This window comes from Vannielia litorea (assembly GCF_018424695.1).
GTDB classification, from domain to species: Bacteria; Pseudomonadota; Alphaproteobacteria; order Rhodobacterales; family Rhodobacteraceae; genus Vannielia; species Vannielia litorea_A.
In genome coordinates, this window is sequence record NZ_QTNQ01000016.1 from 14,232 (window position 1) to 38,775 (window position 24,544).

Genomic DNA, 24,544 nt, shown 5'->3' on the forward strand with positions numbered 1-24,544 from the left:
AGGATCGGTAACCAACTGCGGGCATTCTGCAGACAACTTGTCAGAAGGATCAGGTTGAGATGCAGAACGCGATGATGTCGGAAACGGCTGTATTTGCGGTGTTCGCCGCCGGCGGGCCAGCCAGGGGCACAGAGAATCGCGGCGGTGGTGAGGCGGCCGCAAAGGGCGAGACCGCCGGGCCGGAGTGGGCCGCGGTCTTCGCCGCGCTGAACGCGGAGGCCACGCAGGCAGAAACCGCAGGCCTCGTGGGCGCAAAGGACGCGCCCGTTGCAGAGGATCCGGCGCAAACGCAGTCGGAAGAGACATCGGAACAGGGCCTCATGCCGCCGATCGTGCCCGAGGGCGCCCCGCGCGAAGAGGTTGGCCCCATGGCAGAGGCCGGTGAGCGCCGTGAAGCGGACGCCTGGGCCATCCCAGAGGATGCCGCAGCCACGCCTGAAGCGGCCTCGGAAGCGGAAGTTCCGTCTGTGCCGCTCACGGAGCGCGTGCGCGCGACGCCTGAGTCTGTCCCGGCCAATGGTCTGAGCCCGGTGGTGCCGGACGCCGGGCCCGCGGCGGACGGACAGGAGGCGCAACAGACGCGGTCGGACGGTCAGGTGGCGCCGATGCTTCGCGAACCAATGGAGCGCGCTGCCGAGGTGTCCGCGCAGGAACCGGTGGTCGCCGGGCCGACCGAGGAGAGCACAGGCGTGCGCCCGGCCTCGGAGAAGTCCGCCCCGCCGGCTTCGGGGCCGCCCAAGAACGCGGGCGCTATTGATGTGACCGCTGTGCCACCTGGTCCCTCAGTTGCACCCAATGTTGAAGCCACCCCTGTCGCCCGGCCTGACCCAATTGCGCTCACGCCGCTGGGTGCCGAGGGCAGGCGGTTGATTCCCTTTGCCGATGTGCCCCGCGCGCCGCGCCCGGAATTGAACGGCACTCTGCGGGAAAAACTGCAAACCCTGACGGGCCGCCCGGGCGTGGCCTCACCCATGGTTGCAGCCGCTGAAACAAGCGCCGGGCCGACGGAGGCGGAGTCAAGCAGTGCCCCATTCCTGCGGACCCTGCCCGGCACAATGAGCGCCAGCCCCGCCTCCACGACTCCACCGCCTGCACCGGCTGTTGCGGCACCACCCGCCGGCGTAGCCGAGACGCTCTCGGCGCTTTCGCCCAATGCGACGGCAGCCGAGGTTTCGCCCCAGTTTTCGGAGCTGCGGAGCCTTGCGCCAACCGCTGGCCAGCACGGACTCGCGCCGTTGCCGCAGCCTCAAGGCAGCCCCGCGATGGCGCAACAGGTCGCCAGCCAGATCGCAGAAATTTCGCGCCCGTTGCCCGATGGCCCGATCGAACTGAGCCTGCAACCCGAGGAACTGGGGCGGCTGAGGCTTTCGTTCAGCGCCGGGGAGACAGGGCTGCAGGTGGTCGTTTCGGCTGAGCGACCGGAAACGCTGGAAATGATGCGCCGCCACATCGATGTGCTGGCACAGGAAATGCGGCGCCTTGGCCACGAGGGCGCGCAATTCAGCTTCACTGGCGGGCAGAACGCGTTCCGGGATCAGGCAACCGGCGAGCAGGGCAACAGCCAGAGGGTGAGTTGGTCTGATGACGATGGGTCGGCGATGACGAACGCTGCCGACCCGGTCGGGCAGGCCCGCCTGACCGTCCGTTCCGTCGGCCTCGACCTTCGCCTTTGAAAGGACCACGAGATGGAAACCACTTCCGCCACCGCGACAACGCCGACCCTGGGCAGCAGCCAGTCAAGCCAGGGTTACATCAACTCTGATTTCGAGACCTTCCTGAAGATGATGACGACGCAGCTTCAGAACCAGGATCCACTGAACCCGCTCGACAGTGCTGATTTCGCCGTGCAGTTGGCCACCTTTTCCAACGTCGAACAACAGGTGCGCACCAACGTGCTGCTCGAAGAGCTGAACGCCCAGATGGGCATGACGGGGATGTCGGAGCTGGCAAACTTCGTCGGCATGGAAACGCGTGTTGCTGCGCCGGCCCGCTTCACCGGGCAGCCCATTGAAATGACCCTTGATCTTGCAAGCGGCGCGGATGCGGGCGTGCTGGTTGTCACCGACGAATTCGGCATCGAACGCCAGCGCCTGATGATCGACTCCAGCGCCCCCTTCCACGTGTGGCAGGGGGTTGATGACGGCGGCAATGTCTTTGCCGATGGCACTTACAGCTTCAGCGTTGAAAGCTACGAGGGCGACGAGCTGATCGACACGCGGCAGGCCGAAGTCTACGCCCGGGTGGAGGAAGCCCGTCTCGAGGATGGTGAAACGATGCTGCTGCTGAACAGCGGTGTCACGGTTCCGGCGTCTGCGGTGACGGCACTGCGGTTTCCCGTAGTCTATGAAGAGAGTGCAGGCGCAAGCGCCAGCATGAGCCGTCAGCAGCTCTCAAGCGCGACCATGCGATAACGCGGCAGGCGGTGGCGCCGGGGGCAGCTTGGCGCCTTGCCGCATCGGCATCGAGCGAAGCGAGGCATCGGAAAATTGCCGAGCGCAGCGATGCCACGAGGAGCCGCCGCGCGCAGCGCGGCCACCTTAAGCCGGTCGGGCGCAAGCCCGGCGACCGGCGGTCAGACACCCTGCGTCAGGGCGACGCCAACCAGGGCAAGGGCCGCGCCGAGCGCGACCCAGGCAAGGCGGCGCCAGAGGGTGCCGCCAGAGAGGCGCGGCGGCGGCGGCGTGGCCTGGGCGATCAGGGCGCGCTCCAGCAGCGCCGGAAGGCGCGGGCCGAAGCGGATCGCGACGCGGGCGGTTTCCTTCAGGTCGTGCAGCAGCGCGGCGGGCCCCACGTTGCGCTTGACGTAATCCTCGACCACGGGCCGCGCCGCCTGCCAGATGTTGATGTTGGGATGGAGTGAGCGGGCCACGCCTTCCACCACCACCATCGTCCGTTGCAGCAAAATCAGCTCGGTGCGCGTTTCCATTCCGAAGCGCTCGGTCACCTCAAAGAGGTAGGAAAGCAGCCGGGCCATCGAGATATGGGTCGCGTCCATGCCGAAGATCGGCTCGCCGACGGCCCGCAGGGCGCGGGCGAACTCGTCCACATCGCGGTCGGCAGGCACATATCCGGCCTCGAAATGCACCTCTGCCACGCGTTTGTAATCCTTGCGGATGAAGCCCATCAGGATTTCGGCATAGACCCGGCGGGTATACTCGTCGATCCGGCCCATGATGCCAAAATCCAGCGCGATGATCTCGCCGCCGGGCGCGACCTTGAGGTTGCCCTGGTGCATATCGGCATGGAACAGCCCGTCGCGCAGGGCATGGCGGAGAAACAGCGACAGGACCCGCTCGCCGAGTGCCACCCGGTCGTGCCCCGCGGCATCCAGCGCGGCCAGGTCGTTGAAGGAGATGCCCTCGGCCCATTCCAGCGTCATCACGTGACGCGCGCTGAGGGGCCAGAACGGGCGGGGCACGATGAAGCCCTCGTCCCCCTCGGTATTCTCCGCGAATTCGGAGGCGGCGGAGGTTTCCAGCCGCATGTCGAGCTCGCCTGCAACCACGCCCTCGAAGTGCTCGATCACGTCGCGGGGCCGGAGCCGCCGGGAGGCGGGCGAGAGCGCTTCGATCATGGCGGCGGCGAAGTAGAAGGCGTCGATATCCCGCGCGAAGGCGCGTTCGATCCCCGGGCGCAGCACCTTCACCGCCACCGGGCGGCCATCGTCCAGCCGCACGGCCCGGTGGACCTGGGCAATGGAGGCGGCGGCGACGGGCTCGGAGAACTCGGAGAAGATTGCCTCAACGGGCTGGCCCAGCTCGGCCTCGACCACCCGCATCGCCTCGGCGCGGGCGAAGGGCGGCAGCTTGTCTTGCAGGACCATGAGCTGCTGTGCCAGCTCGGGGCCGACCACGTCAGGCCGGGTGGAGAGGATCTGGCCGAACTTGATGTAGGCGGGCCCAAGAGCGGTGAGCGCCCGGGTCACCGGCGGCTGGCCCGGGTCGCCCTTGTGGCCGAGCCATTTGAACGGCCAGCCCAGCACGCGGGCGGCCACGCGGAGGGGGCGGGGCGCATCCATGGCCTCCAGCGCCACGCCCATCGCGCCAGTGCGCTCGAAGGTCGCCCCGGTGCGGATCAGCCGCCAGATGTTGTGAGGTCCGCGCATGCCCCCTCAGAGCTTCCAGCCGGAGTGCAGCGCCGCCACGCCCATCGTCAGATTGCGGTACTTCACCTGCTCGAAGCCGGCGGTGCGGATCATCGAGGCGAACTCCTCCTGCGGCGGGAACTTGCGGATGCTCTCCACGAGATACTGGTAGCTGTCACGGTCGCCCGTCACCACCTTGCCCATGGTCGGGATCACGTTGAAGGAATAGGTGTCATAGGCCTTTTGCATCATCGGGTTGGGCAGCTGTGAGAACTCCAGCACCATGAGCCGCCCGCCTGGGCGGAGCACGCGGAAAGCCTCCGACAGGGCGTCGGCGATGCGGGTAACATTCCGGATGCCGAAGCTGATCGTGTAGGTGTCGAAGCTGTTGCTCTCGAACGGCAGCGCCATCGCGTCGCCCACCACCCAATCGAGCCGTTCGGCCATGTCGGCGGCCTCGGCGCGTTTGCGGCCCTCGACCAGCATGGCCTCGGTCATGTCGCAGACGGTGGCGGTGGCGCCTTCGCCCGCGCGGCGCAGGTAGCGGAAGGCCACGTCGCCGGTGCCGCCGGCCACGTCGAGCAGCCGGGTGCCTGCGCGAGGTGCGAGCCAATCCATCATCGCGTCCTTCCAGAGCCGGTGGATGCCGCCGCTCATCAGGTCGTTCATGATGTCGTATTTGGAGGCCACGGAGGAAAAGACGCCGTGCACCTTTCCCGCCTTCTCGGCCTCGGGCACCTCGGTGAAGCCGAAATGCGTGGTTTTTCCGTCGTCTGCCATGGGCTTGCCCAACTTTGTTCGCAAACCGGATATAGGCAATTTCCGACCATTACAAACGCGCCAGATGCGCGCAGGAGGGCGAGGCATGGGCGAACGGGACGAATTTTGGCTGGGGGTGCTTTTGTGGGCGCTCGAAAACCCGATCATCGTGCTGGCGCTTGTCGGGCTCGCAATCGCCACGGTGGTCCTTGGGTATATCCTCGTCTTCTACATCATTCCCGGCGTGCTGATCCGTAGCGGTCTGCGCAAGCTGGAGGACGCGACCGCGCCGAAGGACGCGGCTGGCCGACGGGTTCAGCCGACGATGGGCGCGAGGCTGATGGGCCAGAAGGACATTGCACCGCTTGCCTCGCGCGGGATGGCGCGGGCGGCGGAGGAGTCCCTCGGCACCAAGGTGATGCGGCCCACGTGGGGGATGCGGCTTTCGACCGTGCTGCTGGCCGTGGCCGGTGTTGCCGCGATTTTCCTCGTGGACATGGATCTGGACCCTGCCGCGATGATGGTCTTGCGGCCTGTGGTGGCGGGCTTTGCCCTGCTCGGGCTTGCCCACGTGTTCAGCTTCGAGATGCGTTATGATCGCGATGTGATCATCTCACAGAGCCTGATCCAGTTTCGACGCGAGATTGCATGGCGCGACCTGGTGGACATCAGCGATGAGGGGAATGGCGTCTATCGGCTCACTTCGGCGCAAGGCAAAAAGATGCGGGTGCAGAAATACATGACTGGCATGACAGACTTCCTGACGCAGGCCCATGGCGCGATCGACGGGCGCGGCGCTTTCGCATGAGGGCTTGCGGGGCAGAGCGGGGCCACTAGGTTTGGCGCCTGATCTTCGAGGGAGCCGACATGCCCGAACTGCCCGAGGTGGAGACCGTGCGCCGAGGCCTTTTGCCTGCCATGGAAAACACCGTGATTGCCGAAGCCCGGGTGAACCGCGAGGGGCTGCGCTGGCCGTTTCCGCCACGCATGGCCGAGCGGCTGACGGGCGCGCGGGTGCTGCGCCTGAGGCGGCGGAGCAAGTATATTCTGGCGGATCTGGAGAGCGGCGAGACCCTGCTGGTGCATCTGGGCATGAGTGGCCGGATGCGGGTGAGCGGCGAGGGGCTGGGCCTGTTTCATCATGCTCATCCGGCGCCGGAGAAGCACGACCACGTGGTGCTGGAGATGGCGAACGGCGCGCGGGTGACCTTCAACGACGCCCGCCGTTTCGGGGTGATGGACCTTGTGCCCACGGTTGAGGCCGAGACGCATCGGCTGCTGGCGGGCCTCGGGCCCGAGCCGCTGGGCAACAGCTTCAACGAGGAACATCTCGTTGCGGCCTTCCGGGGCAAGAACACCCCGGTAAAGGCCGCGCTTCTCGATCAGAAGATCGTGGCTGGGCTGGGCAACATCTATGTTTGCGAGGTGCTGCACCGGACCGGGATTTCACCGCTGCGCAAGGCCGGGAAGATCGGCGCGGCGCGGGTGGCCAGCCTTGTTCCGGCGATCCGGACGGTGCTGGGCGAGGCGATTGAGGCAGGTGGCTCCAGCCTGCGTGACCACCGGCAAGCCTCTGGTGAACTTGGCTATTTTCAACATCGCTTTGCGGCTTACGACAGGGAGAGCGCGCCCTGCTCCACCCCAGGTTGCGAGGGCGTGATCCGCCGTATCGTGCAGTCTGGCCGCTCCACCTTCTATTGCGGGACATGTCAAAGATAACTTGCAGAGCGGTTTGACCCTGCTAACAAAGGGGGGCTTGGCATGACCGAAAGGATCGCCATCCCATGGCCTATGAAACCATCGTCGTCGACACCGCCGACCATGTTTGCACCATCCGACTCAACCGCCCCGACGCCCTCAATGCCCTCAACAGCCAGCTCATCGGCGAGCTGGCCGAGGCCATTGGCGAGGCCGATGGCAACAAGGGTGTGCGCTGCATCATCCTGACCGGCTCGGAAAAGGCCTTTGCCGCAGGGGCCGATATTTCGGAGATGGCGGAGAAGGATTATGTCGATGTGTTCATGGGCGACATGTTCGGCAGCCAGATCGACCGAATCCTTGCCTGCCGCAAGCCGATCATCGCCGCCGTCTCTGGCTACGCGCTGGGCGGGGGCTGCGAGCTGGCGATGATGTGCGATTTCATCATTGCCGCCGACACCGCCAAGTTCGGCCAGCCCGAGATCAACCTCGGCGTCATCGCCGGGATCGGCGGCACCCAGCGGCTGACGCATCTCGTAGGCAAGGCCAAGGCGATGGACATGCACCTGACCGGGCGATTCATGGACGCCGAAGAGGCGGAGCGATCCGGCCTCGTCAGCCGCGTGGTGCCCGCCAAAAAGCTGATGGATGAGGCCAATGCGGCGGCCCAGAAGATCGCCGAGAAATCCATGGTGTCGGTGAAGGCGGCGAAAGAGGCCGTGAACCGGGCCTATGAGCTGCCATTGCGCGAGGGGCTGCTGTTTGAGCGCCGCCTGTTCCACGGGCTGTTTGCGACCGAGGACCAGAAGGAGGGCATGAAGGCCTTTCTCGAGAAGCGCGAGCCGCAGTTCCGCGACAAGTGAGCCCTTTTTCGGGGTTTGCCATGAATGCGCAGCCTACGGGCTTGGCAAGTGGCGCGTAACCGTGTAAACGCCCGCCGATACATGCGTGTGAGGCCCGCTCTGGCCAGAATCGCCCGGTTGCGAACCCGGGGTCGGGTCTTCCCGCGCGAACCAGTTTTCAACGCCGTTCTCGCAAGAGGGCGGCCCGACGAGAGAGACACACACCATGGCCAATTCGCCCCAGTCCAAGAAACGCGCCCGCCAGAACGAAGCCCGCTTTGCCGTAAACAAGGCGCGCCGTTCGCGCATCCGCACGCACCTGCGCAAGGTGGAAGAGGCCATTGCCTCGGGTGACAAGGACGCTGCAACCGCCGCCCTGCGCGCCGCCCAGCCCGAGCTGATGCGCGGCGTGACCAAGGGCGTCTATCACAAGAATACCGCAGCGCGCAAAATGTCGCGCCTGAGCGCCCGCGTGAAGGCCATCGGCGCCTGAGTCGTGATCACATAATGAGCCAGGGGCGCCACCTTCGGGTTGGCGCCCCTTTTCGTTCCTATGTGGCGCTATGGCCATAAAAACTAGGGCGTTCAGGGGGGTGGCAGGATTCGTGCGAATTAAAGCGTGAGTCAAGTCAAAAGGTCAGTTGCCGTGTCGCGCGGGCGCTTGCTATCACCAATCCTGCGATTCACGTCGCCTAGGGGGGACATGGTCGTTTCCAGCCAGGTTTCGGAGCTTCAAGGGGAAGCGCTGCACCGAAGCCGCACGCCGGAAACGAGAGTTGTCGAGAGAGCTTGCGAAGGCGGTTGGGAGACCGCCAGCTCAGGGTCTCTGCTGCTGACACATCATGTCCGAAATGATGTCTTTGGCCGATGGGCATAGCTTGCGCCCGTCCGGTCTGCCTTTTGATTGCTCCATGGAGCCGCGCCTGCGCAGTGCTGTGCAGGGCGACGGAAGGTTTTGTCATTACGATCCCAATGGTGCGTGGGCCGCATTTCGGTGCGCCGCCACATTAGGCAGGGGCGGTTTTTGCGTAATGACAAAGAAAAATGGGACAGGATTTGGGAATGCCGCAGACGCGTTGGGGACAGGTCAGTGAATCGCTCAGGACCACGGTTGGACAGAACAACTTCAAGACCTGGATCGAGCCGCTCAAGCTGAACAGCCTGGAAAATGGCGTTGCGCATTTTGAGGTGCCGACCAACTTCTTCGGCAACTGGGTGAGCCGGAACTTCTCGGATACGATCGTTAAGCAGATGAGCCGCGACGGGCTCGAGGTGCGTCGGCTGGAATTTCGCGTGCCGAGTGCCGCGGCGCGAGCGGCGGCCACGGCTCAGGCGGCGCCTGCCGTGCAGGCCGCAGACAGCGGCACCGGCACAGGGCATGGCAGCGCAAGCCGGGGGGCAGGCCGTGGCGGCGCGGGCCAGTCCGGCAGCGGCCAGGACGATGACCTGCCCGGTGCGGCACTGGACGAGCGCTTCACCTTCGACAGCTTCGTGGTGGGCAAGCCCAACCAGCTCGCCTATACGGCCGCGCGCCGTGTGTCCGAAGGTGGGCCGCTCACCTTCAACCCGCTCTTCCTTTATGGCGGCTCCGGCCTCGGCAAGACCCACCTTATGCACGCCATCGCCTGGGCGCTCCAAGAGAACTGCCCGGAGAAGAAGGTGGTTTACCTGTCGTCCGACCAGTTCATGTATCGCTTTGTCCGCGCGCTGCGCGAAGACGGGATGCACGAATTCAAGCAGGCCTTCCGCTCGGTGGATGTGCTGATGGTGGATGACGTGCAGTTCTTCGCCGGCAAGAACAGCACGCAGGAAGAGTTCTTCCACACGTTCAATGCGCTGTCCGACCAGGGCAAGCAGATCGTCATCAGCGCCGACCGTGCGCCGCATGACATCAAGAAGATCGAAGACAGGATCGCCAGCCGTCTCGCATCGGGCCTCGTGGTGGACCTGCACCCGACGGATTACGAGCTGCGGCTGGGCATCCTTCAGCAGAAGGCGGAATTCTACAAGGGCCACTACGGCAACCTCGAGATCGCGCCGCATGTGCTGGAGTTTCTCGCGCACCGGATCACCGGCAACGTCCGCACGCTGGAAGGCGCGCTGACCCGGCTCTTCGCCTTTGGCAACCTCGTGGGCCGGGAAGTTTCGCTGGAGATGGTGCAGGAGTGCCTCGCCGACCTGCTCCGCGCCTCGGAGCGCAAGCTGACGGTGGAAGAGATCCAGCGCCGGGTCTGCGAGCATTACAACGTGCGCATCTCCGACATGACGGGCCCCAAGCGGCACCGGAGCATCGCCCGCCCGCGGCAGGTTGCCATGTTCCTTGCCAAGGGCCTCACCTCGCGGTCGCTGCCCGAAATCGGCCGCCGCTTCGGCAACCGCGATCACACGACGGTGCTCTACGCGGTGCGCAAGATCGAAGAGATGATGCACACAGACAGTGGCCTGGCCGACGATATCGAGCTGTTGAAGCGGATGTTGGAAGCCTAGTCCGGACGGCGGGACAAGCGCCCGCTTGACCTGCTGCCAGGGGTGCCCTTGACGCCCCTGCAAAACTCACGAAACTGCGAGAAACAACTTGCCTGCGGGGGGGATTTGCATAGTCTGCGCCTCCCGGCACCATGGGGGACAGAGCAATGAAATTCTCGATCGAGCGGGCCGTTCTGCTGAAGGCCATCGCGCAGGCGCAATCGGTTGTGGAGCGGCGCAACACGATCCCGATTTTGGCCAATGTGCTGATCGAGGCCGAGGGGGACGGCGTGCAGTTTCGCGCGACCGACCTCGATATCGAGGTTGTCGACAAGGCACCGGCGATGGTCGAGAAGGCGGGCGCGACGACGGTAAGCGCGGTGACGTTGCACGAGATCGTCCGCAAGCTGCCGGATGGGGCGCAGGTTCAGCTTTCGGATGACGTGGCCGCTGGGCGGCTGACGGTGGAGGCCGGGCGCTCCAACTTCCAGCTTGCAACGCTGCCGAAGGAAGATTTTCCGGTGATGGCGTCGAGCGAATACGGCGCGAATTTCAGCGCCGATGCACCCACGCTGCGGCGGCTTTTTGACAAGAGCAAGTTTGCGATTTCCACCGAGGAAACAAGGTATTACCTGAACGGCGTGTACATGCACGTGGCCACCGGCGAGGATGGGCAGGCGCTGCGCTGCGTGGCCACCGATGGCCACCGGCTGGCCCGTGTCGATGCCCCGCTGCCCGAGGGCGCGGAAACGATGCCGGGGGTGATCGTGCCGCGCAAGACGGTGGGTGAACTGCGCAAGCTGCTGGATGACGACGAGGCCAAGATCGCCGTGTCGGTCAGCGAGACCAAGGTGCGCTTTGCAACGCCGGAGATCACCCTGACGAGCAAGGTGATCGACGGCACCTTCCCCGATTACACGCGTGTCATCCCGACCGGGAACACCAAGAAACTGGAGGTGGATGCCGCGGAGTTCGCCAAGGCGGTCGATCTGGTCTCCACCGTGTCTTCCGAGCGCTCCCGCGCGGTGAAGCTCTCGCTCGACGAGGACCGGCTGGTGCTATCTGTCAACTCCCCCGACAGCGGCGCGGGCACCGCGGAGCTGGCGGTGGCCTATGGCGACGAGCATCTGGAGATCGGCTTCAACGCCAAGTATCTCACCGAGATTGCCAGCCAGGTGGACCGCGAGAATGCGGTGTTCATGTTCAACTCCGCCGGTGATCCGACGCTGATGCGCGAAGGCTCCGACACCTCGGCGCTTTATGTCGTGATGCCGATGCGGGTTTGACGGAGCGCGGGCTTTAGCCTGCGCAACAGCCATGCCCCGCCTTGCCCTCACCTCCCTGACGCTCTCACATTTCCGCTCGCATCGCCGGGCGGAGTTGGCTTTGGATGGCCGCCCGGTTGCCCTTTGGGGGCCGAACGGGGCGGGCAAGACCAACGTGCTGGAGGCGGTTTCGCTGCTGTCACCCGGTCGCGGGCTGCGGCGGGCTGCGGCGGAAGAGATGGCGCGGGCGCCGGAGCGGCTGGGCTGGAAGGTGAAAGCCGAGCTGGCCTCGCTGGGGCATTCCCATGAGCTGGAAACATGGGCCGAGGCGGGGGCTTCGGGCCGGGCGGTGAAGATCGACGGGAAAGCTGCCGCGCAGGTGGCGCTGGGGCGGCTGGCGCGGGTTGTCTGGCTGGTGCCCGCGATGGACAGGCTCTGGATCGAGGGGGCGGAGGGGCGGCGGCGATTTCTGGACCGGATCGTGCTGAGCTTTGAGCCAGCCCATGGCGAGGCGGTGCTGGCCTATGAAAAGGCGATGCGCGAGCGCAACCGGCTGCTGAAGGACATGGTGCGCGATGCCCATTGGTACGCGGCGCTGGAGGCGCGGATGGGCGAGGAGGGCGCGCGGATTCATCGCCACCGGGAAGAGGCGCTGATGCGGCTGGCCGATGCGCAGGGTGAGGCGGACGGTGCCTTCCCGGCGGCGGCGCTGGTGCTGACCCATCCAGAGCCTGCCTGCGACGATCCCGGGGATGCGGCGGCGCTGGTGGCCGCGCTCTCGGAGGGGCGCGCGCGCGACCTGGCGGCGACACGAACGCTGACCGGGCCGCACCGTGCCGACCTGGAGGCGACCTATATCGCCAAGGACACGCCTGCGCGGCTGTGCTCGACTGGCGAGCAGAAGGCTCTTCTGCTGTCGCTGATCCTCGCCAATGCCCGCGCTCTGGCGGAGGATTTCGGCGCGCCGCCACTGCTTTTGCTCGACGAGGTGGCCGCCCATCTGGACGCCGACCGCCGCGCGGCGCTTTATGCCGAGATCGAGCGGCTCGGCGCGCAGGCCTTCATGACCGGCACCGGCGCGGAGCTGTTCGAGGAACTGGGCAGCAAGGCGCAGCATTTCGAGGTGACCGAGGCGGCGGGCGTGTCGACGGTGCGTGAGGTGGGGGCATGAAATCGGTTCTGCTATTGCGGGGCATCAACGTGGGTGGTCATGGCAAGCTGCCGATGGCGGAGCTTCGGGCGTTGCTGGAGGGGCTCGGGGCGGAGGATGTGGCCACCTACATCCAGTCGGGCAATGTGGTGATGCGGGGCGCGCCCCGAAGCGATGACATCGCGGATGCGATTGAAGAGCAGTTCGGCTTTCGGCCCACCTGCATGCTGATCGGGGCGGAGGCCTTTGCAGAAGGACTGGCGAACGATCCGTTCAAAGAAGCCCGCGAGACGCCGAAGCTGCTGCACTACTTCTTTTGCGCCGATGAGCCGCATCCGAACCGGCAGAAGCTGGACGCGCTGCTCAGTGGGGCAGAGCGCTATGAGATCATTGGCAAGGTGATGTATTTCCACGCGCCGGACGGGATGGGGCGCTCGAAGTTCGGGGCGCGGGCGGAGAGCCATCTGGGCGTGTCGGCCACGGCGCGCAACCTTAACACCGTGGCGAAGCTGCGCGAGATGCTGGACGCTATATGACGATTACCCCAGCCGATATCGGCCTTTATGCATTCGCGCTGATGATCCTCTTCCTCACCCCCGGCCCGGTGTGGATGGCACTCACCGCGCGGGCGCTCTCGGGCGGGTTCCACGCCGCCTGGCCGCTGGCTTTCGGCGTGGTGGTGGGCGATGTGCTCTGGCCCTTCCTCGCGATCTACGGGATCACCTGGGTGACGACGGTGTTCGCCGGTTTCATGACCGTGCTGAAGTGGGTGGCGGCGGGGATCTTCCTCGTGATGGGCGCGTTGATCCTGCGGAACGCGGGCAAGAGCATCGCGACCGACAGCCGCCTCACCCGCCCGGGCATGTGGGCCGGATTTGCCGCCGGGGTGGCGGTGATCCTCGCCAATCCCAAGGCGATCCTCTTCTACATGGGTGTGTTGCCCGGCTTCTTCGACCTGACCCAGGTGACCTGGGCCGACATTGCCACCATCACGGCGATCTCCGCGGTGGTGCCACTGTTCGGCAATCTCTTCTTTGCCCTGATGATCGACCGGGCGCGGCGGCTTCTAGCCTCGCCGCGCGCGCTCAAGCGGACGAACATCGTGGCCGGGAGCCTGCTGATCCTCGTCGGGCTCATCATCCCCTTCTCCTGAGCGAAATCGTCACTGGCGCTTGTGGGATCGCCGGGTATCCTGCCGGTGATGCGCTTGATCTACGTTGTCTTTCTCTGCCTTGTCGCCCTGCCGGCCCTCGCTGAAAAGCGGGTGGCGCTGGTGATCGGAAATGATCGCTACGAGACGATGCGCCCGCTCAGGAATGCCGCGAACGATGCCGACACGGTGGGCGAGGCGCTGGAGAAGCTGGGCTTCGAAGTGTTCTACGAGCGCGACCGCGACAGGCGGCGGATGGAGCGGGCGCTGGAAGACCTCGAGTATGACGGCGAGGGCGCCGATGTGGCGGTGGTCTACTTCGCCGGGCATGGCTTCGAGGTGGGAGGCGACAACCGCTTGCTGCCGGTGGATGGCGACGGCGAGAGCCTTGAGACGCTGATGGAAACGAGCCTGAGCCTGGGCGACATCCGCGCGCGGGTGGCGAGGATCGCGCCGGTGGCGGTGGTGCTTGTGGATGCCTGCCGGGTGGACCCCTTCGAGGGCGCCGAAGAGGGCCGCGCGGCGGTGGCGCTGAAGGCGGGCGAGGCGCCGGGCTTTGCGGCCGTGCCACGGGCCGAGGGCACGCTCATCGGCTTTTCCACCGCGCCGGGGGCGGTGGCGCTGGACGGGGAGGGCGAGAACTCTCCCTTCGCCGCGGCGCTCGCCCGGCATCTGGAGACGCCGGGGCTGGAGGTGCGCTCGGTGCTGACGCTGGTGCAGCAGGAGGTTTACGACCGGACGCGGGGGGCGCAGCTTCCTTACGTGGAGAGCGCGCTGCCGCGGTTGTTCTTTGCCGCCGGGCAGAGTGACGCTCTGCCAGAGCGGGAGCGTTTGCTGCTGGCGATGGCCGATCTCACGCCAGAGGTGCGCGCCGAGGTGGAGCGGGTGGCCAGCGAGGCGGAGGTGCCGCTGGCGCCGATCTTCGGAGCGCTTCTGGCCAACGATCTCTCCGATGCCTCCCCGAGCGAGCGCGGCACCAAGCTGGCCGAGGCGGCGGCGGCCTTCGTGGCGACCCGGGCGCAGTTGCGGCAGCTTTCGGCGCAGGATGGCGCGGTGGCCGAGGCGCGACAGGCGGCGGAGGCGCGGCTGGAGTTGGGCGACTTCACCGGCGCATTGGGGGCGCTCGACGAAGCCATCGCGCTCGACCGGGCCTCGGGCGATGCGCTGATGGAAAACCTCGTGGCGCGGCGGATGTCGGAGGCCGAGACGTTGCGGCTGAAGGCCGGTGTGGCGCGCACCCGGCTGGATTATGCGCTGGCGATGCAGGTGTTGGCGCAGGCCGGGGCGATCCATGAGGAACTGGTGGCGCTGGACCCGCCGGAAGAGGCGCGGATTGCTCGGATCGAGCTGTTTGCCGAGGCGGGCGAGCTGTTTACCCTGCTGGGCGATCATGCCGCCGCCTTGGGCGCCTATCAGGGGATGCGAAACCTCGCGGGCGCGGAGTTTTCGGCCAACCCCGAGGACGTGCCCGCCCGCCGTCGCCTCTACCTCGCCTTCGTCGGGATCGCCAAGGCGCAGAAGGTGCTGGGCGACACGGGGGCGGTGCGCGAGGCCGCCGAGCTGGCCGGGCGGGCGCTGCGCAAGGGCGAGGGCCCCGAGGCGGAGCGGCAGTATGATCTCGATTTCTGGGAGGTCGTCATGCTGACAGGCGACATCTCGATGCTGCTCGGCCTCTATGGGGATGCGCTGGCCGATTTCGAGTCGGCCACGGAGCGGATGCAGCCCCATGCAGAGGCCAATGGCGCGGATGTGGAGGTGCAGCACCGGCTGGCGGAGTCCTACGAGCGGCAGGGAGATGCGCAGGTGGCTCTGGGCGAGCCGATGCGCGCCTTCGACACCTACTGGAAGGGGCTCGAGATCTACGGCAGGCTGCCGCGCGGCGCGGGCGGGCGCGACGACCTGGCGGTGGGGCGCGCGGCGATGAAGGCGGGCAAGGCTCTCGTCGAGGCCGGAGAGCCGGAGTCGGGGCTGAAATATTTGGAACGGGCCGAGAAATATCTGCGCGAGAAGTTCGAGGCCGACCCGCAACGCGCCGCTCTGCGCCTGGCCCTGGGCCAGACGCTGGCCGGGCAGGCGATGGCGCACAACCGTGTCTTCGCGGTGGAGCCCGCCGAGGCGGCGGCGGGTGAGGCGCTGGAGGTTCTTGCCGGGGCGGCCTCGGATTCGGACGTGCAGTATGCGCGCTACGAGGGGCTATTTCAGCTGGGCCTCACGCTCTCCTTCAAGGGGCGCCAAGCCGAGGCGCTGGACTGGCTGGAGCAGGCCCGCGAGGTGATGGACGTGCTGCGCGAGACCAATCCGACCAATACCGGGTGGATCTATGAAAGCGTCCGGCTCGACAAGCGCATCGCGCATCATCTGTCGCAGGCGGGTGACCGGGAGACGGCGCTGAAGCGACTTCTGGCGGCACGCGACCTTATCGGCATTCTGGTGGACCAGCAGGAAGACAACCTGCGCTGGCGCCAGTTGGAGCTGGACCTGAACCTTGCCATCGAGCAACACGAGATGGCGGCGGGCGGGGACGAGAGCGCGCTGAAGTCGCTGCTTGTCACCCGCAGCCACATCGTGCTCACCCGCATGTGGTTTCTGCTGCGTGACACGGAACTTACCGAAGCGGCCTGGCTGCTGGGGCTCGGCGAGTTGCGAAGGGGCCAGACGCTGTTTGCTTTGGGCGAGGCGGCGGAGTCGGATGAGAGCCTGCGCAACGCCTATGACTGGCTGACCGTTGCTGCCACCAAGATGGACCCATTGGACCCTAACTTGCCGAGCGCCAAGGCTCAACGGGCAGAGGCAGTGGCAACGCTGGGTGAGTTGGAGTTGACCTATGGCAGCGTCGAGAACGCCGTGGCGTGGCATCGTATTGCGGTGGATCTGCGGGCCGAACGGGTGGAGAATGCACCGGACTCCCTGAGCCGCCGCTGGCTGCTCTCGGTCAGCCATGAGCAACTGGGCAACGCGCTGGCGGCGCAGGGGGAACGCGACGAGGCGATTGCCGAGCACGAGACCGCCCGAGACATGCGCCTGGCCCTGCTGAAAGAGGCAAAGATGGATTATGCCATCACATGGGGGCTTTTCGTCAGCTATTATCAGCTTGCCGATCTGGGCGTGGAACCCGAGCAGAATTTTGCCCTAGCGCTGGATGTTCTGGAGCAGATGGAGGCGAAGAACTGGCTGACTGCGGAGCAGGCTGAATATCTTGCCGTGACCCGTGACCGGATTGCCCAAATCGGCGAGGAAAATCAGACAGATACGGGCGCGGCAGAAAGCCCCTGAAAAGGCGCCTAAAATCATGTCATCCGCGTGACATCCCGGCCCCGAACGACTATAAATCCGGCACAACAACAACGGACAGGCGGCATGGCCGAAAACGAACAGGCACCCGAAGAATACGGCGCGGATTCCATCAAGGTTCTCAAGGGCTTGGAGGCGGTGCGAAAACGCCCCGGCATGTATATCGGCGACACCGACGATGGCTCGGGCCTGCACCACATGGTCTATGAGGTCGTCGACAACGGGATCGATGAGGCGCTGGCGGGCCATGCCGACCGGGTGACGGTGACGCTGCATGCCGACAACTCGGTTTCGGTCAGCGACAACGGGCGCGGGATTCCGGTGGATATGCACGCCGAAGAGGGTGTCAGCGCGGCTGAAGTCATCATGACCCAGCTCCACGCGGGCGGAAAGTTCGACCAGAACAGCTACAAAGTGTCGGGCGGCCTTCACGGCGTGGGCGTTTCGGTGGTGAATGCGCTCTCCGACTGGCTGGAGCTGCGCATCTGGCGCAACGGCAAGGAGCACACGGCGCGGTTTGAGCGCGGCGAGACGGCGGAGCACCTGAAGGTGGTGGGCGATGCCGAGGGCCGCAAAGGCACCGAGGTGCGCTTTCTGGCCTCGACCGACACTTTCTCGAATCTCGACTACAGCTTCAAGACGCTGGAAACCCGGCTGCGCGAGCTGGCCTTCCTCAACTCGGGCGTGCGCATCGTGCTGCGCGACGAGCGGCCCGCAGAGGCGCTGGAAAGCGAGCTCTACTACGAGGGCGGCGTGCGCGAGTTCGTCAAGTATCTCGACCGCCACAAGGCCTCGGTGATGGAAGAGCCGATCTTCATGACCGGCGAGAAGGACGGCATCGGCGTGGAAGTGGCGATGTGGTGGAACGACAGCTACCACGAGACGGTGCTGCCCTTCACCAACAACATCCCACAGCGCGACGGCGGCACCCATATGGCGGGCTTCCGGGGCGCGCTGACGCGCACGATCAACCTTTATGCCTCCTCCTCCGGCATCGCCAAGAAGGAGAAGGTGAGCTTTACCGGCGACGACGCCCGCGAGGGGCTGACCTGCGTGCTCTCGGTCAAGGTGCCCGACCCGAAGTTCTCGAGCCAGACCAAGGACAAGCTTGTGTCGTCCGAGGTGCGGCCCGCGGTGGAAGGGCTGGTGAACGAGAAGCTGCAAGAGTGGTTCGAGGAACACCCGAACGAGGCGCGCCAGATCGTTGGCAAGATCGTGGAAGCCGCGCTGGCGCGTGAGGCTGCCCGCAAGGCGCGCGAGTTGACCCGCCGCAAGACGGCGATGGACGTGGCGAGCCTGCCGGGCAAGCTGGCGGATTGCCAGGAGAAGGATCCGAGCAAGTCGGAGCTCTTCATCGTCGAGGGTGACTCCGCCGGTGGCTCGGCCAAGCAGGGCCGGGCGCGGGGCAATCAGGCGGTGCTGCCGCTGCGGGGCAAGATCCTCAACGTCGAGCGGGCGCGGTTTGACCGCATGCTGTCTTCCGAGACGGTGGGCACGCTCATCACCGCGCTTGGCACCGGGATCGGGCGCGACGAGTTCAACATCGAGAAGCTGCGCTACCACAAGATCATCATCATGACCGATGCCGATGTGGACGGTGCGCACATCCGCACCCTGCTGCTGACCTTCTTCTACCGGCAGATGCCGGAGATCATTGAGGGCGGCTATCTCTATATCGCGCAGCCGCCTCTCTACAAGGTTTCGCGTGGGAGGTCAGAGGTTTACCTCAAGGATGTGCCGGCGCTGGAAGATTACCTGATCGCGCAGGGCGTCGAGGGCGCGGTGCTGCGGCTGCCCTCGGGCGAGGAGATTGCCGGGCAGGATCTGGCGCGCGTGGCCGAGGCGGCGCGGAGCTTCCGCCGTATTCTTCAGGCCTTTCCGACGCATTACCCCACGCGCATCCTCGAACAGGCCGCGCTGGCCGGGGCCTTCGAGCCGGGCGCGGCGGACAGCGACCTTCAGGCTGTGGCCGACGCCATTGCCGCCCGGCTGGACCAGGTGGCGGTGGAATACGAGCGCGGCTGGCAGGGGCGGATCACGCAGGATCATGGCATCCGGCTGGCCCGCGTTCTGCGTGGTGTCGAAGAGATCCGCACGCTCGACGGCGCGGTGCTGCGTTCGGGCGAGGCCCGGCGGCTGGCGCAGGTGTCTCGCGAGAGCGGCGACATCTACAAGCAGACCGGCACACTCGCGCGGCGCGACCGGGAGACAGCCATCCACGGCCCGCTCGACCTGCTGGAGGCAATCCTCGAAGAGGGCGAGCGCGGGCTGACGCTGCAGCGCTACAAGGGGCTGGGCGAGATGAACCCCGATCAGCTGTGGGAAACCACGCTGGACCCGGAGGCGCGCACGCTGTTGCAGGTGAAGGTGGAAGACCTCGCCGAGGCCGACGATCTCTTCACCAAGCTGATGGGCGACGTGGTGGAACCCCGCCGCGAGTTCATCCAGCAGAACGCGCTGAGCGTGGAGAACCTGGATTTCTGAGGACCGCATGACGGTTGGCGCCATGGCGGAGTCCGGTTGGACTCCGGCTACATTGCGCCGGGGCATATTGGGTGCCTTGGCGGTCGGGCTCGCGGCTTGTGCTGAAGCGAACCATCTGGGCAATCCGCTCTTGTTGCCTGTCCACGGCGTGGCCACCGGGCTCGAAAACGTTGCCTATGGAAAACGGCGGGCAGCGGTCAAGGCGTGGATCAGCGAGCATGAGGTTGCAATGCGGGCGGAGCGGTTCGAGGGACCGGTGACGGCGGCACTGCTTGCGGAGCTGCCGCAGGGCGCAAGGGCGCAGGTGCAGGCCGATCTCAAGGAGGCCGCGCATTACGGCGATTTCGCCGAGAGGGCGACGGTGGCTTTCATGGTGCATCAGGGCTGAGAGCCCATCTCACGGTGTCGAGCCCTGCAAGGCGGCAGAGGCGGGCAAGTTCGGCTGCCAGTTTCTCGTCGCGCGCCTTTGAAGGGCGCACGCCCTTCTCTGTCCAGCGGTTGAGGACGGTGAGGGTGCCTGCCTTGCGGTCGGCCTTAGCTTCGAGCCGGCCCACGAAGCGTGACCCTTCGAGCAGGGGGAAGACGTAGTAGCCCCACTGCCGTTTCTCGGCGGGGACGAACATTTCTACCGTGTAGTCGAAGCCGAAGAGGCGTTTGAGGCGGATGCGGTCGCGGATGGCCGGGTCGAAGGGGTTGAGGATGCGCAGGCGAGAGGTGGGGGCCTGCAGGGCCGCGATGCGGGCCTCGATGTCGGGGCAGGCCAGCGCCTTGAGCGTGCCGCCGTCGGCGGTTTGGACCTCGACGGGGATCAGGTCGGCCGCTTGATCGGCCCATTGTGCGGTTTCGGCCACGGTGGTGGCGTCCCAGAACTTGCGAATTTCTCCCGGCGTGCCGAAGCCGAGACGGTGCAGGGCGGCGTGGCTGAGCCAGTCGATTTGGGCCGCGTCGGGGAGGTTTTGTTCGCGGAGGCGGGCCGGGAAGATGCGCTCGGCGAGGTCGTAGTGCTTGGTGAAGCCGTCTCGGTGGCAGGTGGCGAGCTCGCCGGAAAACCACAAGAAATCAAGGGCCTTCTTGTGCGGTGGGCGATGCCACATCTCCTTTGGGCCTTCATGGACGTGCTCGAAGTCGCGGGTGCAGAGCGGGCCTTCATCGGCGACGCGGGCCTTTACGGAGGCGAGCAACTCTGGGTCCATCCGGCCCCACCATGCGGAGCGCGAGATCTTCTCGCGCATGCGGCGGAACTGGCGTTGCCACATGGGGAGGAACTCCATCGGCAGGACCGAGGCGTCATGGGTAAAGTGCTCGAAGACGGCGCGCTGCTTGCCCAGGAGCTTGTCCATCACCGGCTCGCGGTAATTGGCGTTGCGCGACCACATGATGTGGTGATGGGCCCGGCTGACGACCTGTATCGAGTCGAGTTGGACGAAGCCGAGGTCGTGAATGATCTTCGGCGCGTCGAGCGTGCCCGTGGGCGGTGTGGCGAGGCCGTGGGTGGAAAGCCAGAGGGCGCGGGCCTGGGTGTTGGTGATGGTGAGCGCGGTCATGGCGTCAGGATTGGGCCGGGGGCGCGGGAGTTGCAATCCGGTTGCTGACATTTGAGGGGCGTTGCGGTTTGGTCGTGCCGAGGACCGGAGGGAGGTTGGCATGGGCAGCGAAGATCGGCGGGCCGGGGTGTTTTATGGCAAGCTCGGGGACTGGAAGGCCGAGATGGAGGCGGTGCGGGCGGTGCTGCTCGCCGGGCCGCTGGAGGAGACATTCAAGTGGCGGCAGGCCTGTTACACCTGGAAGGGGACGAATGTGTGCATGCCGGGTGGCTATGGCGGGCGGGTCCGGTTGTCGTTTTTCCGAGGGGTTCTGCTGGACGATCCGGAGGGGCTGCTAGTGCCGCCGGGGCCGAACTCACGGGCGGCGAGGGTGATGGAGTTTCGGTCTGTGGAGGAGGTCGAGGCGGCGCGGGAGGCGATCGAGGCGTTCGTGGCGCAGGCCGTGCGGCTTGTGGAGGACGGGCGGGAGGTGGACTTGCCGCCGGATGACTTCGATCTGCCGGAGGAGTTGGAAGAGGCGCTGGCGGCTGATGATGCGCTGCGGGAGGCCTGGGAGGCGCTGACGCCGGGGCGGCGGCGGGGCTGGGCGCTGCATTTTGGCGGGGCGAAGCGGGCGGAGACGCGGGAGCGGCGGATCGAGAAGGCGCGGGATGCGATCTTCGGCGGCAAAGGCATGCACGACCGGTAAGGGTGGTGGGCAAATTGCCCACCCTACAGCAGTTGCGCGAGGCCTCTGCGCAGCCTGTCGCTCAGAGGCTTGGGACGGCGGGTTTCGGCATCGACGTAGACGTGGGTGAAGAAGCCCTCGGCGGCGGCCACGTCGCTTTCTCCGGCGAAGAGGCCAACCTCGTAGCGGACGGAGCTGGTGCCGATCCTTGCCACGCGGATTCCGGCCGTGACTGGCGCGGGGAAACGGATTTCGGAGAGGAAGCGGCAACCTGACTCGACCATCACGCCGATCTGGTCGCCGTGGAGGATGTCGAGCAGGCGTTCGTTCACCAGCCAGGCGTTCACCGCGGTGTCGAAGAGCTCGTAATAGGCCACATTGTTCAGGTGGCCGTAGGGGTCCATATCCTTCCAGCGGGTGTCATGCGTGCTGAGCACGGAATAGTCGGCTCGGGTGCCGGGCGGGGTTTTCATGGCCCCGATCAGAGCCCGAGAGCCGCCCGGATGGCAAGGGCCACCAGCCCCAAAGCCAAAACCGACCCACCGTAGAGCGCGAGGAACCAGAGGGCCCGGCGCATCAGTGATAGCCCGTGTCTGCGTCGATCTTGCCACGGAACACCCAATAGGCGAAGGCCGTGTATGCGAGGATGATCGGGATCAGGATGCCTGCGCCGACCAGCATGAAGAGTTGGGATTTCTCGGGTGCGGCGGCCTCCCAGATCGTGACTTCGGTGGGCACGATGTAGGGGAACATCGACACGCCGAGGCCGCCGAAGCAGAGGATGAAGAGGGCGAGCGCGAGCAGGAAGGGCGAGAGCTCGGCAGAGGCCATGCGCAGGCGGGTAAGCAGGCCAAAGAAGGCGGCGGCGGTGAGTACGCCCACAACGCCCGCCAGGCCCCAGCCCCATCCGGTGAACCAGCGGCTGTAGTAGCCTTCCTGCAAGAACGGCGTCCAGAGCGAGACCACGGCGATGAATGCCACGGTGAGCGGCGCGAAGAGCATGGCCCAGCGGCGCATTCGGTTTTGCAGCTCGCCGGTGGTCTTGAGCACCAGCCAGCAGGCACCGAGGAGCATGTAACCCGCCATGACGCCGAGGCCGACGGCGAAGGTAAAGGGGGTGAGCCAATCCCACCAGCCGCCAGAGTAGGCGCGGGCCGCCTTGTCGATCTCGATTCCCTGAAGCAGCGCGCCGAGGATGATGCCTTGCGACAGCGCCGCCAGGGCGGAGCCGCCGATGAAGGCTACGTCCCAGAGCGGCTTCCAGCGTTCGGTACGCCAGCGGAATTCGAAGGCGACGCCGCGGAAGATCAGGGCCAAGAGCATGGCGATCACGGGCACGTAGACCGCCGGAAGGATCAGGGCATAGGCAAGCGGGAAGGCCGCGAAGAGGCCGCCGCCACCCAGAACGAGCCAGGTTTCGTTACCATCCCAGACCGGGGCGACGGAGTTCATCATCACGTCGCGGTCCTCCCGCTTGCGCTCGAGCGCGAAGAGCATGCCGAGGCCAAGGTCGAAGCCGTCGAGGACGACGTAGACGAGAACGGAAAAGGCGATCAGGAAAGCCCAGATCACGGTGAGGTCGAAGGAGATGCCTTCAGCGAGGGGCATGGCTCAGTCCTCCTTGGGGGCGTCGGGCACCGGCGAGCGGCCAGCGGCGCGGGTTGGGCCGGTGGTGACATCTTTCAGGCGCGGCTCAGCCGGGCTCGGCTCATGGCCCATCAGCCGCAGGATATACCATGTGCCGGCCCCGAAGACGGCGAAGTAGACGACGATGAAGGCCATCAGTGAGGCGCCCACGGCCGGCGCGTCGAGCGGCGCGGCACTGTCGGCGGTGCGCAGGAGGCCATAGACGGTGAAGGGCTGGCGGCCCACCTCCGTCGTCACCCAGCCCGCGAGCACCGCGACGAGGCCGGAAGGCCCCATCAGCACGGCGGCGCGGTGGAGCATGGGCCAGTCATAGAGGCGGCCCTTGGCACGGGCGGCGAGCGACCAGAGGCCAAGGCCCAGCATGGCGAAGCCGATCATCACCATGATGCGGAAGGCCCAGAACACTATGAACACCGGGGGCTGGTCCTCGTCCGGCACGGTATCGAGCCCGTCGAGCGGGGCGTTCAGATCATGCTTGAGGATCAGCGACGACAGCTTGGGAATACCCACCGCATAGTCGAGCGTTTGCGTTTCGTCGTTGGGCCAGCCGAAGAGGTAGAGCGGCGCGCCGTCGGGGTGGCTCTCGTAATGGCCTTCCATCGCCATCACTTTCACCGGCTGGTGCTCCAGCGTGTTCAGCCCGTGGGCGTCGCCAAGGAAAATCTGGATGGGCGCCACAATGGCCGCCATCCACATTGCCATGGAGAACATCGTGCGGCTCTCGGCGCTGGCCAGCTCGCCGCGCCTGCGGTGGCGCAGCAGATGCCAGGCGGCGACTCCGCCAACGATGAAGGCGGTGGTGAGGTAGGCCGCGGTGACGGTGTGCATCAACCGGTAGGGGAAGGAGGGGTTGAAGATGATTTGCCAGAAGTCCTCGGGGAGAAACTGGCCTGTCTCCGGGTCGATGCTGAAGCCTGCCGGTGTGTGCATCCAGGAGTTCACCGAGAGAATCCAGAAGGCCGAGATGAAGGTGCCCACGGCGACCATCGCGGTGGCGGCCATGTGCAGGCCGGGCCCCACGCGATCCCGCCCGAAGAGCATGATGCCGAGGAACCCAGCTTCGAGAAAGAAGGCCGAGAGCACCTCATAGGCCATGGGCGCGCCGATCACCGGGCCGGCCTTGTCGGAGAAGACTGACCAGTTGGTGCCGAACTGGTACGACATGACGATGCCCGAAACCACGCCCATGGCGAAGGCCAACGCGAAGATCTTCACCCAGTAACGGAAGAGGTTGAGGAAGCGTTCCTGCTTTGTGGCCAGCCAGAGCGCGTTGAGCACGGCGAGGTAGGAGGCCAGGCCGATGGTGAAGGCCGGGAAGAGAAAGTGGAACGAGACCGTGAAGGCGAATTGGAGGCGGGCGAGGAAAGTGGCGTCGAAGGTTTCGAACATCGGAATCATCGTCTCTGTGTCGTTGCCTCCCTGAGTTAGCCTAAGGGTTGTGCGCGTCGAGCCGAGGTGCCGCTTTGCCGCAGGTGGGAAAATAGGCGCCCGATTTCC

The 24,544-nt window shown here is 66.0% G+C and carries 22 protein-coding genes; 15 read left to right on the forward strand and 7 right to left on the reverse strand.

All coding sequences use genetic code 11. The annotated features are described in order from the left end of the window. Positions 1-59 precede the first annotated feature (59 nt). Positions 60-1,673 (forward strand): flagellar hook-length control protein FliK, encoded by a 1,614-nt coding sequence (locus DYI42_RS07945; RefSeq protein ID WP_213545400.1) that lies wholly within the window; start codon positions 60-62, stop codon positions 1,671-1,673. A 12-nt stretch (positions 1,674-1,685) separates the two neighbouring features. Beyond that, the gene (locus DYI42_RS07950; RefSeq protein WP_213545401.1) at positions 1,686-2,411 is read left to right on the forward strand and encodes a flagellar hook capping FlgD N-terminal domain-containing protein; all 726 of its coding nucleotides are present in this window, start codon (positions 1,686-1,688) and stop codon (positions 2,409-2,411) included. 161 nt (positions 2,412-2,572) lie between these two features. Here DYI42_RS07950 and ubiB read toward each other — a convergent pair whose 3' ends face one another. Both ubiB and ubiE read right to left on the reverse strand, forming a co-directional pair. Further along, entirely contained in the window at positions 2,573-4,105 is a 1,533-nt protein-coding gene (gene ubiB / locus DYI42_RS07955) for a 2-polyprenylphenol 6-hydroxylase (RefSeq protein ID WP_213545402.1), read from the reverse strand. 6 nt (positions 4,106-4,111) lie between these two features. Further along, positions 4,112-4,864, reverse strand: coding sequence for a bifunctional demethylmenaquinone methyltransferase/2-methoxy-6-polyprenyl-1,4-benzoquinol methylase UbiE (ubiE, locus tag DYI42_RS07960; protein WP_213545403.1), 753 nt, complete (start codon positions 4,862-4,864; stop codon positions 4,112-4,114). Between the two features lie 85 nt (positions 4,865-4,949). Between ubiE and DYI42_RS07965 the strand changes: the two genes are divergently transcribed. The 12 genes from DYI42_RS07965 to DYI42_RS08020 all read left to right on the forward strand — a co-directional run bounded on the left by DYI42_RS07965 (position 4,950) and on the right by DYI42_RS08020 (position 19,577). Continuing rightward, positions 4,950-5,651, forward strand: coding sequence for a hypothetical protein (locus tag DYI42_RS07965; protein WP_213545404.1), 702 nt, complete (start codon positions 4,950-4,952; stop codon positions 5,649-5,651). Between the two features lie 59 nt (positions 5,652-5,710). Further along, entirely contained in the window at positions 5,711-6,562 is an 852-nt protein-coding gene (mutM, locus tag DYI42_RS07970) for a bifunctional DNA-formamidopyrimidine glycosylase/DNA-(apurinic or apyrimidinic site) lyase (RefSeq protein WP_213545405.1), read from the forward strand. A 65-nt stretch (positions 6,563-6,627) separates the two neighbouring features. Beyond that, complete coding sequence (locus tag DYI42_RS07975) at positions 6,628-7,404, forward strand: enoyl-CoA hydratase (RefSeq protein ID WP_213545406.1); 777 nt, start codon at positions 6,628-6,630, stop codon at positions 7,402-7,404. Positions 7,405-7,609: 205 nt separating this feature from the next. Further along, positions 7,610-7,876, forward strand: coding sequence for a 30S ribosomal protein S20 (rpsT, locus tag DYI42_RS07980; protein ID WP_213545407.1), 267 nt, complete (start codon positions 7,610-7,612; stop codon positions 7,874-7,876). A 569-nt stretch (positions 7,877-8,445) separates the two neighbouring features. After that, complete coding sequence (gene dnaA / locus DYI42_RS07985) at positions 8,446-9,870, forward strand: chromosomal replication initiator protein DnaA (RefSeq protein ID WP_213545408.1); 1,425 nt, start codon at positions 8,446-8,448, stop codon at positions 9,868-9,870. Between the two features lie 146 nt (positions 9,871-10,016). Further along, a complete protein-coding gene (gene dnaN / locus DYI42_RS07990; RefSeq protein ID WP_213545409.1) occupies positions 10,017-11,135 on the forward strand; it encodes a DNA polymerase III subunit beta in 1,119 nt (372 codons plus the stop codon). Between the two features lie 31 nt (positions 11,136-11,166). After that, positions 11,167-12,285 (forward strand): DNA replication/repair protein RecF, encoded by a 1,119-nt coding sequence (gene recF / locus DYI42_RS07995; protein WP_213545410.1) that lies wholly within the window; start codon positions 11,167-11,169, stop codon positions 12,283-12,285. Then, positions 12,282-12,800 (forward strand): DUF1697 domain-containing protein, encoded by a 519-nt coding sequence (locus DYI42_RS08000; RefSeq protein ID WP_213545411.1) that lies wholly within the window; start codon positions 12,282-12,284, stop codon positions 12,798-12,800. The genes recF and DYI42_RS08000 overlap by 4 nt, the downstream gene beginning before the upstream one ends. Then, on the forward strand, positions 12,797-13,417 hold the full coding sequence (locus DYI42_RS08005; protein ID WP_213545412.1) for a LysE family translocator: 621 nt from the start codon (positions 12,797-12,799) through the stop codon (positions 13,415-13,417). Before DYI42_RS08000 ends, DYI42_RS08005 begins: the two co-directional genes overlap by 4 nt. 48 nt (positions 13,418-13,465) lie before the next feature. Beyond that, positions 13,466-16,687, forward strand: a complete 3,222-nt coding sequence (locus DYI42_RS08010) for a caspase family protein (RefSeq protein WP_213545413.1) — start codon at positions 13,466-13,468, stop codon at positions 16,685-16,687. An 84-nt stretch (positions 16,688-16,771) separates the two neighbouring features. Beyond that, the gene (gene gyrB, locus DYI42_RS08015) at positions 16,772-19,189 is read left to right on the forward strand and encodes a DNA topoisomerase (ATP-hydrolyzing) subunit B (protein WP_213545414.1); all 2,418 of its coding nucleotides are present in this window, start codon (positions 16,772-16,774) and stop codon (positions 19,187-19,189) included. Positions 19,190-19,196: 7 nt separating this feature from the next. After that, the gene (locus tag DYI42_RS08020; protein ID WP_213545415.1) at positions 19,197-19,577 is read left to right on the forward strand and encodes a hypothetical protein; all 381 of its coding nucleotides are present in this window, start codon (positions 19,197-19,199) and stop codon (positions 19,575-19,577) included. On the opposite strand, the gene DYI42_RS08025 is transcribed toward DYI42_RS08020, so the two are convergent. Beyond that, complete coding sequence (locus tag DYI42_RS08025; RefSeq protein ID WP_213545416.1) at positions 19,558-20,733, reverse strand: winged helix-turn-helix domain-containing protein; 1,176 nt, start codon at positions 20,731-20,733, stop codon at positions 19,558-19,560. The two genes, DYI42_RS08020 and DYI42_RS08025, sit on opposite strands and share 20 nt — an antisense overlap. A gap of 100 nt (positions 20,734-20,833) precedes the next feature. On the opposite strand from DYI42_RS08025, the gene DYI42_RS08030 reads away from it, so the two are divergent. Beyond that, entirely contained in the window at positions 20,834-21,421 is a 588-nt protein-coding gene (locus DYI42_RS08030) for a YdeI/OmpD-associated family protein (RefSeq protein WP_213545417.1), read from the forward strand. A gap of 23 nt (positions 21,422-21,444) precedes the next feature. Here the strand turns inward: DYI42_RS08030 and DYI42_RS08035 are convergent, their stop codons facing one another. The 4 genes from DYI42_RS08035 to DYI42_RS08050 are packed head-to-tail and all read right to left on the reverse strand — an operon-like array spanning position 21,445 to position 24,436. After that, positions 21,445-21,873, reverse strand: coding sequence for an acyl-CoA thioesterase (locus DYI42_RS08035; protein WP_213545418.1), 429 nt, complete (start codon positions 21,871-21,873; stop codon positions 21,445-21,447). Positions 21,874-21,881: 8 nt separating this feature from the next. Beyond that, complete coding sequence (locus tag DYI42_RS08040) at positions 21,882-21,977, reverse strand: DUF2474 family protein (protein WP_213545419.1); 96 nt, start codon at positions 21,975-21,977, stop codon at positions 21,882-21,884. Then, entirely contained in the window at positions 21,977-23,008 is a 1,032-nt protein-coding gene (cydB, locus tag DYI42_RS08045) for a cytochrome d ubiquinol oxidase subunit II (RefSeq protein ID WP_244867720.1), read from the reverse strand. Before cydB ends, DYI42_RS08040 begins: the two co-directional genes overlap by 1 nt. A gap of 3 nt (positions 23,009-23,011) precedes the next feature. Next, positions 23,012-24,436, reverse strand: a complete 1,425-nt coding sequence (locus tag DYI42_RS08050; RefSeq protein WP_213545420.1) for a cytochrome ubiquinol oxidase subunit I — start codon at positions 24,434-24,436, stop codon at positions 23,012-23,014. Positions 24,437-24,544: the final 108 nt, after the last annotated feature.

Coding starts and splice junctions, on each gene's coding strand:
- DYI42_RS07945 (WP_213545400.1), top strand. CDS start 60: ATGCAGAACGCGATGATGTCGGAAACGGCTGTATTTGCGGTGTTCGCC.
- DYI42_RS07950 (WP_213545401.1), top strand. CDS start 1,686: ATGGAAACCACTTCCGCCACCGCGACAACGCCGACCCTGGGCAGCAGC.
- ubiB (WP_213545402.1), bottom strand. CDS start 4,105: ATGCGCGGACCTCACAACATCTGGCGGCTGATCCGCACCGGGGCGACC.
- ubiE (WP_213545403.1), bottom strand. CDS start 4,864: ATGGCAGACGACGGAAAAACCACGCATTTCGGCTTCACCGAGGTGCCC.
- DYI42_RS07965 (WP_213545404.1), top strand. CDS start 4,950: ATGGGCGAACGGGACGAATTTTGGCTGGGGGTGCTTTTGTGGGCGCTC.
- mutM (WP_213545405.1), top strand. CDS start 5,711: ATGCCCGAACTGCCCGAGGTGGAGACCGTGCGCCGAGGCCTTTTGCCT.
- DYI42_RS07975 (WP_213545406.1), top strand. CDS start 6,628: ATGGCCTATGAAACCATCGTCGTCGACACCGCCGACCATGTTTGCACC.
- rpsT (WP_213545407.1), top strand. CDS start 7,610: ATGGCCAATTCGCCCCAGTCCAAGAAACGCGCCCGCCAGAACGAAGCC.
- dnaA (WP_213545408.1), top strand. CDS start 8,446: ATGCCGCAGACGCGTTGGGGACAGGTCAGTGAATCGCTCAGGACCACG.
- dnaN (WP_213545409.1), top strand. CDS start 10,017: ATGAAATTCTCGATCGAGCGGGCCGTTCTGCTGAAGGCCATCGCGCAG.
- recF (WP_213545410.1), top strand. CDS start 11,167: ATGCCCCGCCTTGCCCTCACCTCCCTGACGCTCTCACATTTCCGCTCG.
- DYI42_RS08000 (WP_213545411.1), top strand. CDS start 12,282: ATGAAATCGGTTCTGCTATTGCGGGGCATCAACGTGGGTGGTCATGGC.
- DYI42_RS08005 (WP_213545412.1), top strand. CDS start 12,797: ATGACGATTACCCCAGCCGATATCGGCCTTTATGCATTCGCGCTGATG.
- DYI42_RS08010 (WP_213545413.1), top strand. CDS start 13,466: ATGCGCTTGATCTACGTTGTCTTTCTCTGCCTTGTCGCCCTGCCGGCC.
- gyrB (WP_213545414.1), top strand. CDS start 16,772: ATGGCCGAAAACGAACAGGCACCCGAAGAATACGGCGCGGATTCCATC.
- DYI42_RS08020 (WP_213545415.1), top strand. CDS start 19,197: ATGACGGTTGGCGCCATGGCGGAGTCCGGTTGGACTCCGGCTACATTG.
- DYI42_RS08025 (WP_213545416.1), bottom strand. CDS start 20,733: ATGACCGCGCTCACCATCACCAACACCCAGGCCCGCGCCCTCTGGCTT.
- DYI42_RS08030 (WP_213545417.1), top strand. CDS start 20,834: ATGGGCAGCGAAGATCGGCGGGCCGGGGTGTTTTATGGCAAGCTCGGG.
- DYI42_RS08035 (WP_213545418.1), bottom strand. CDS start 21,873: ATGAAAACCCCGCCCGGCACCCGAGCCGACTATTCCGTGCTCAGCACG.
- DYI42_RS08040 (WP_213545419.1), bottom strand. CDS start 21,977: ATGCGCCGGGCCCTCTGGTTCCTCGCGCTCTACGGTGGGTCGGTTTTG.
- cydB (WP_244867720.1), bottom strand. CDS start 23,008: ATGCCCCTCGCTGAAGGCATCTCCTTCGACCTCACCGTGATCTGGGCT.
- DYI42_RS08050 (WP_213545420.1), bottom strand. CDS start 24,436: ATGTTCGAAACCTTCGACGCCACTTTCCTCGCCCGCCTCCAATTCGCC.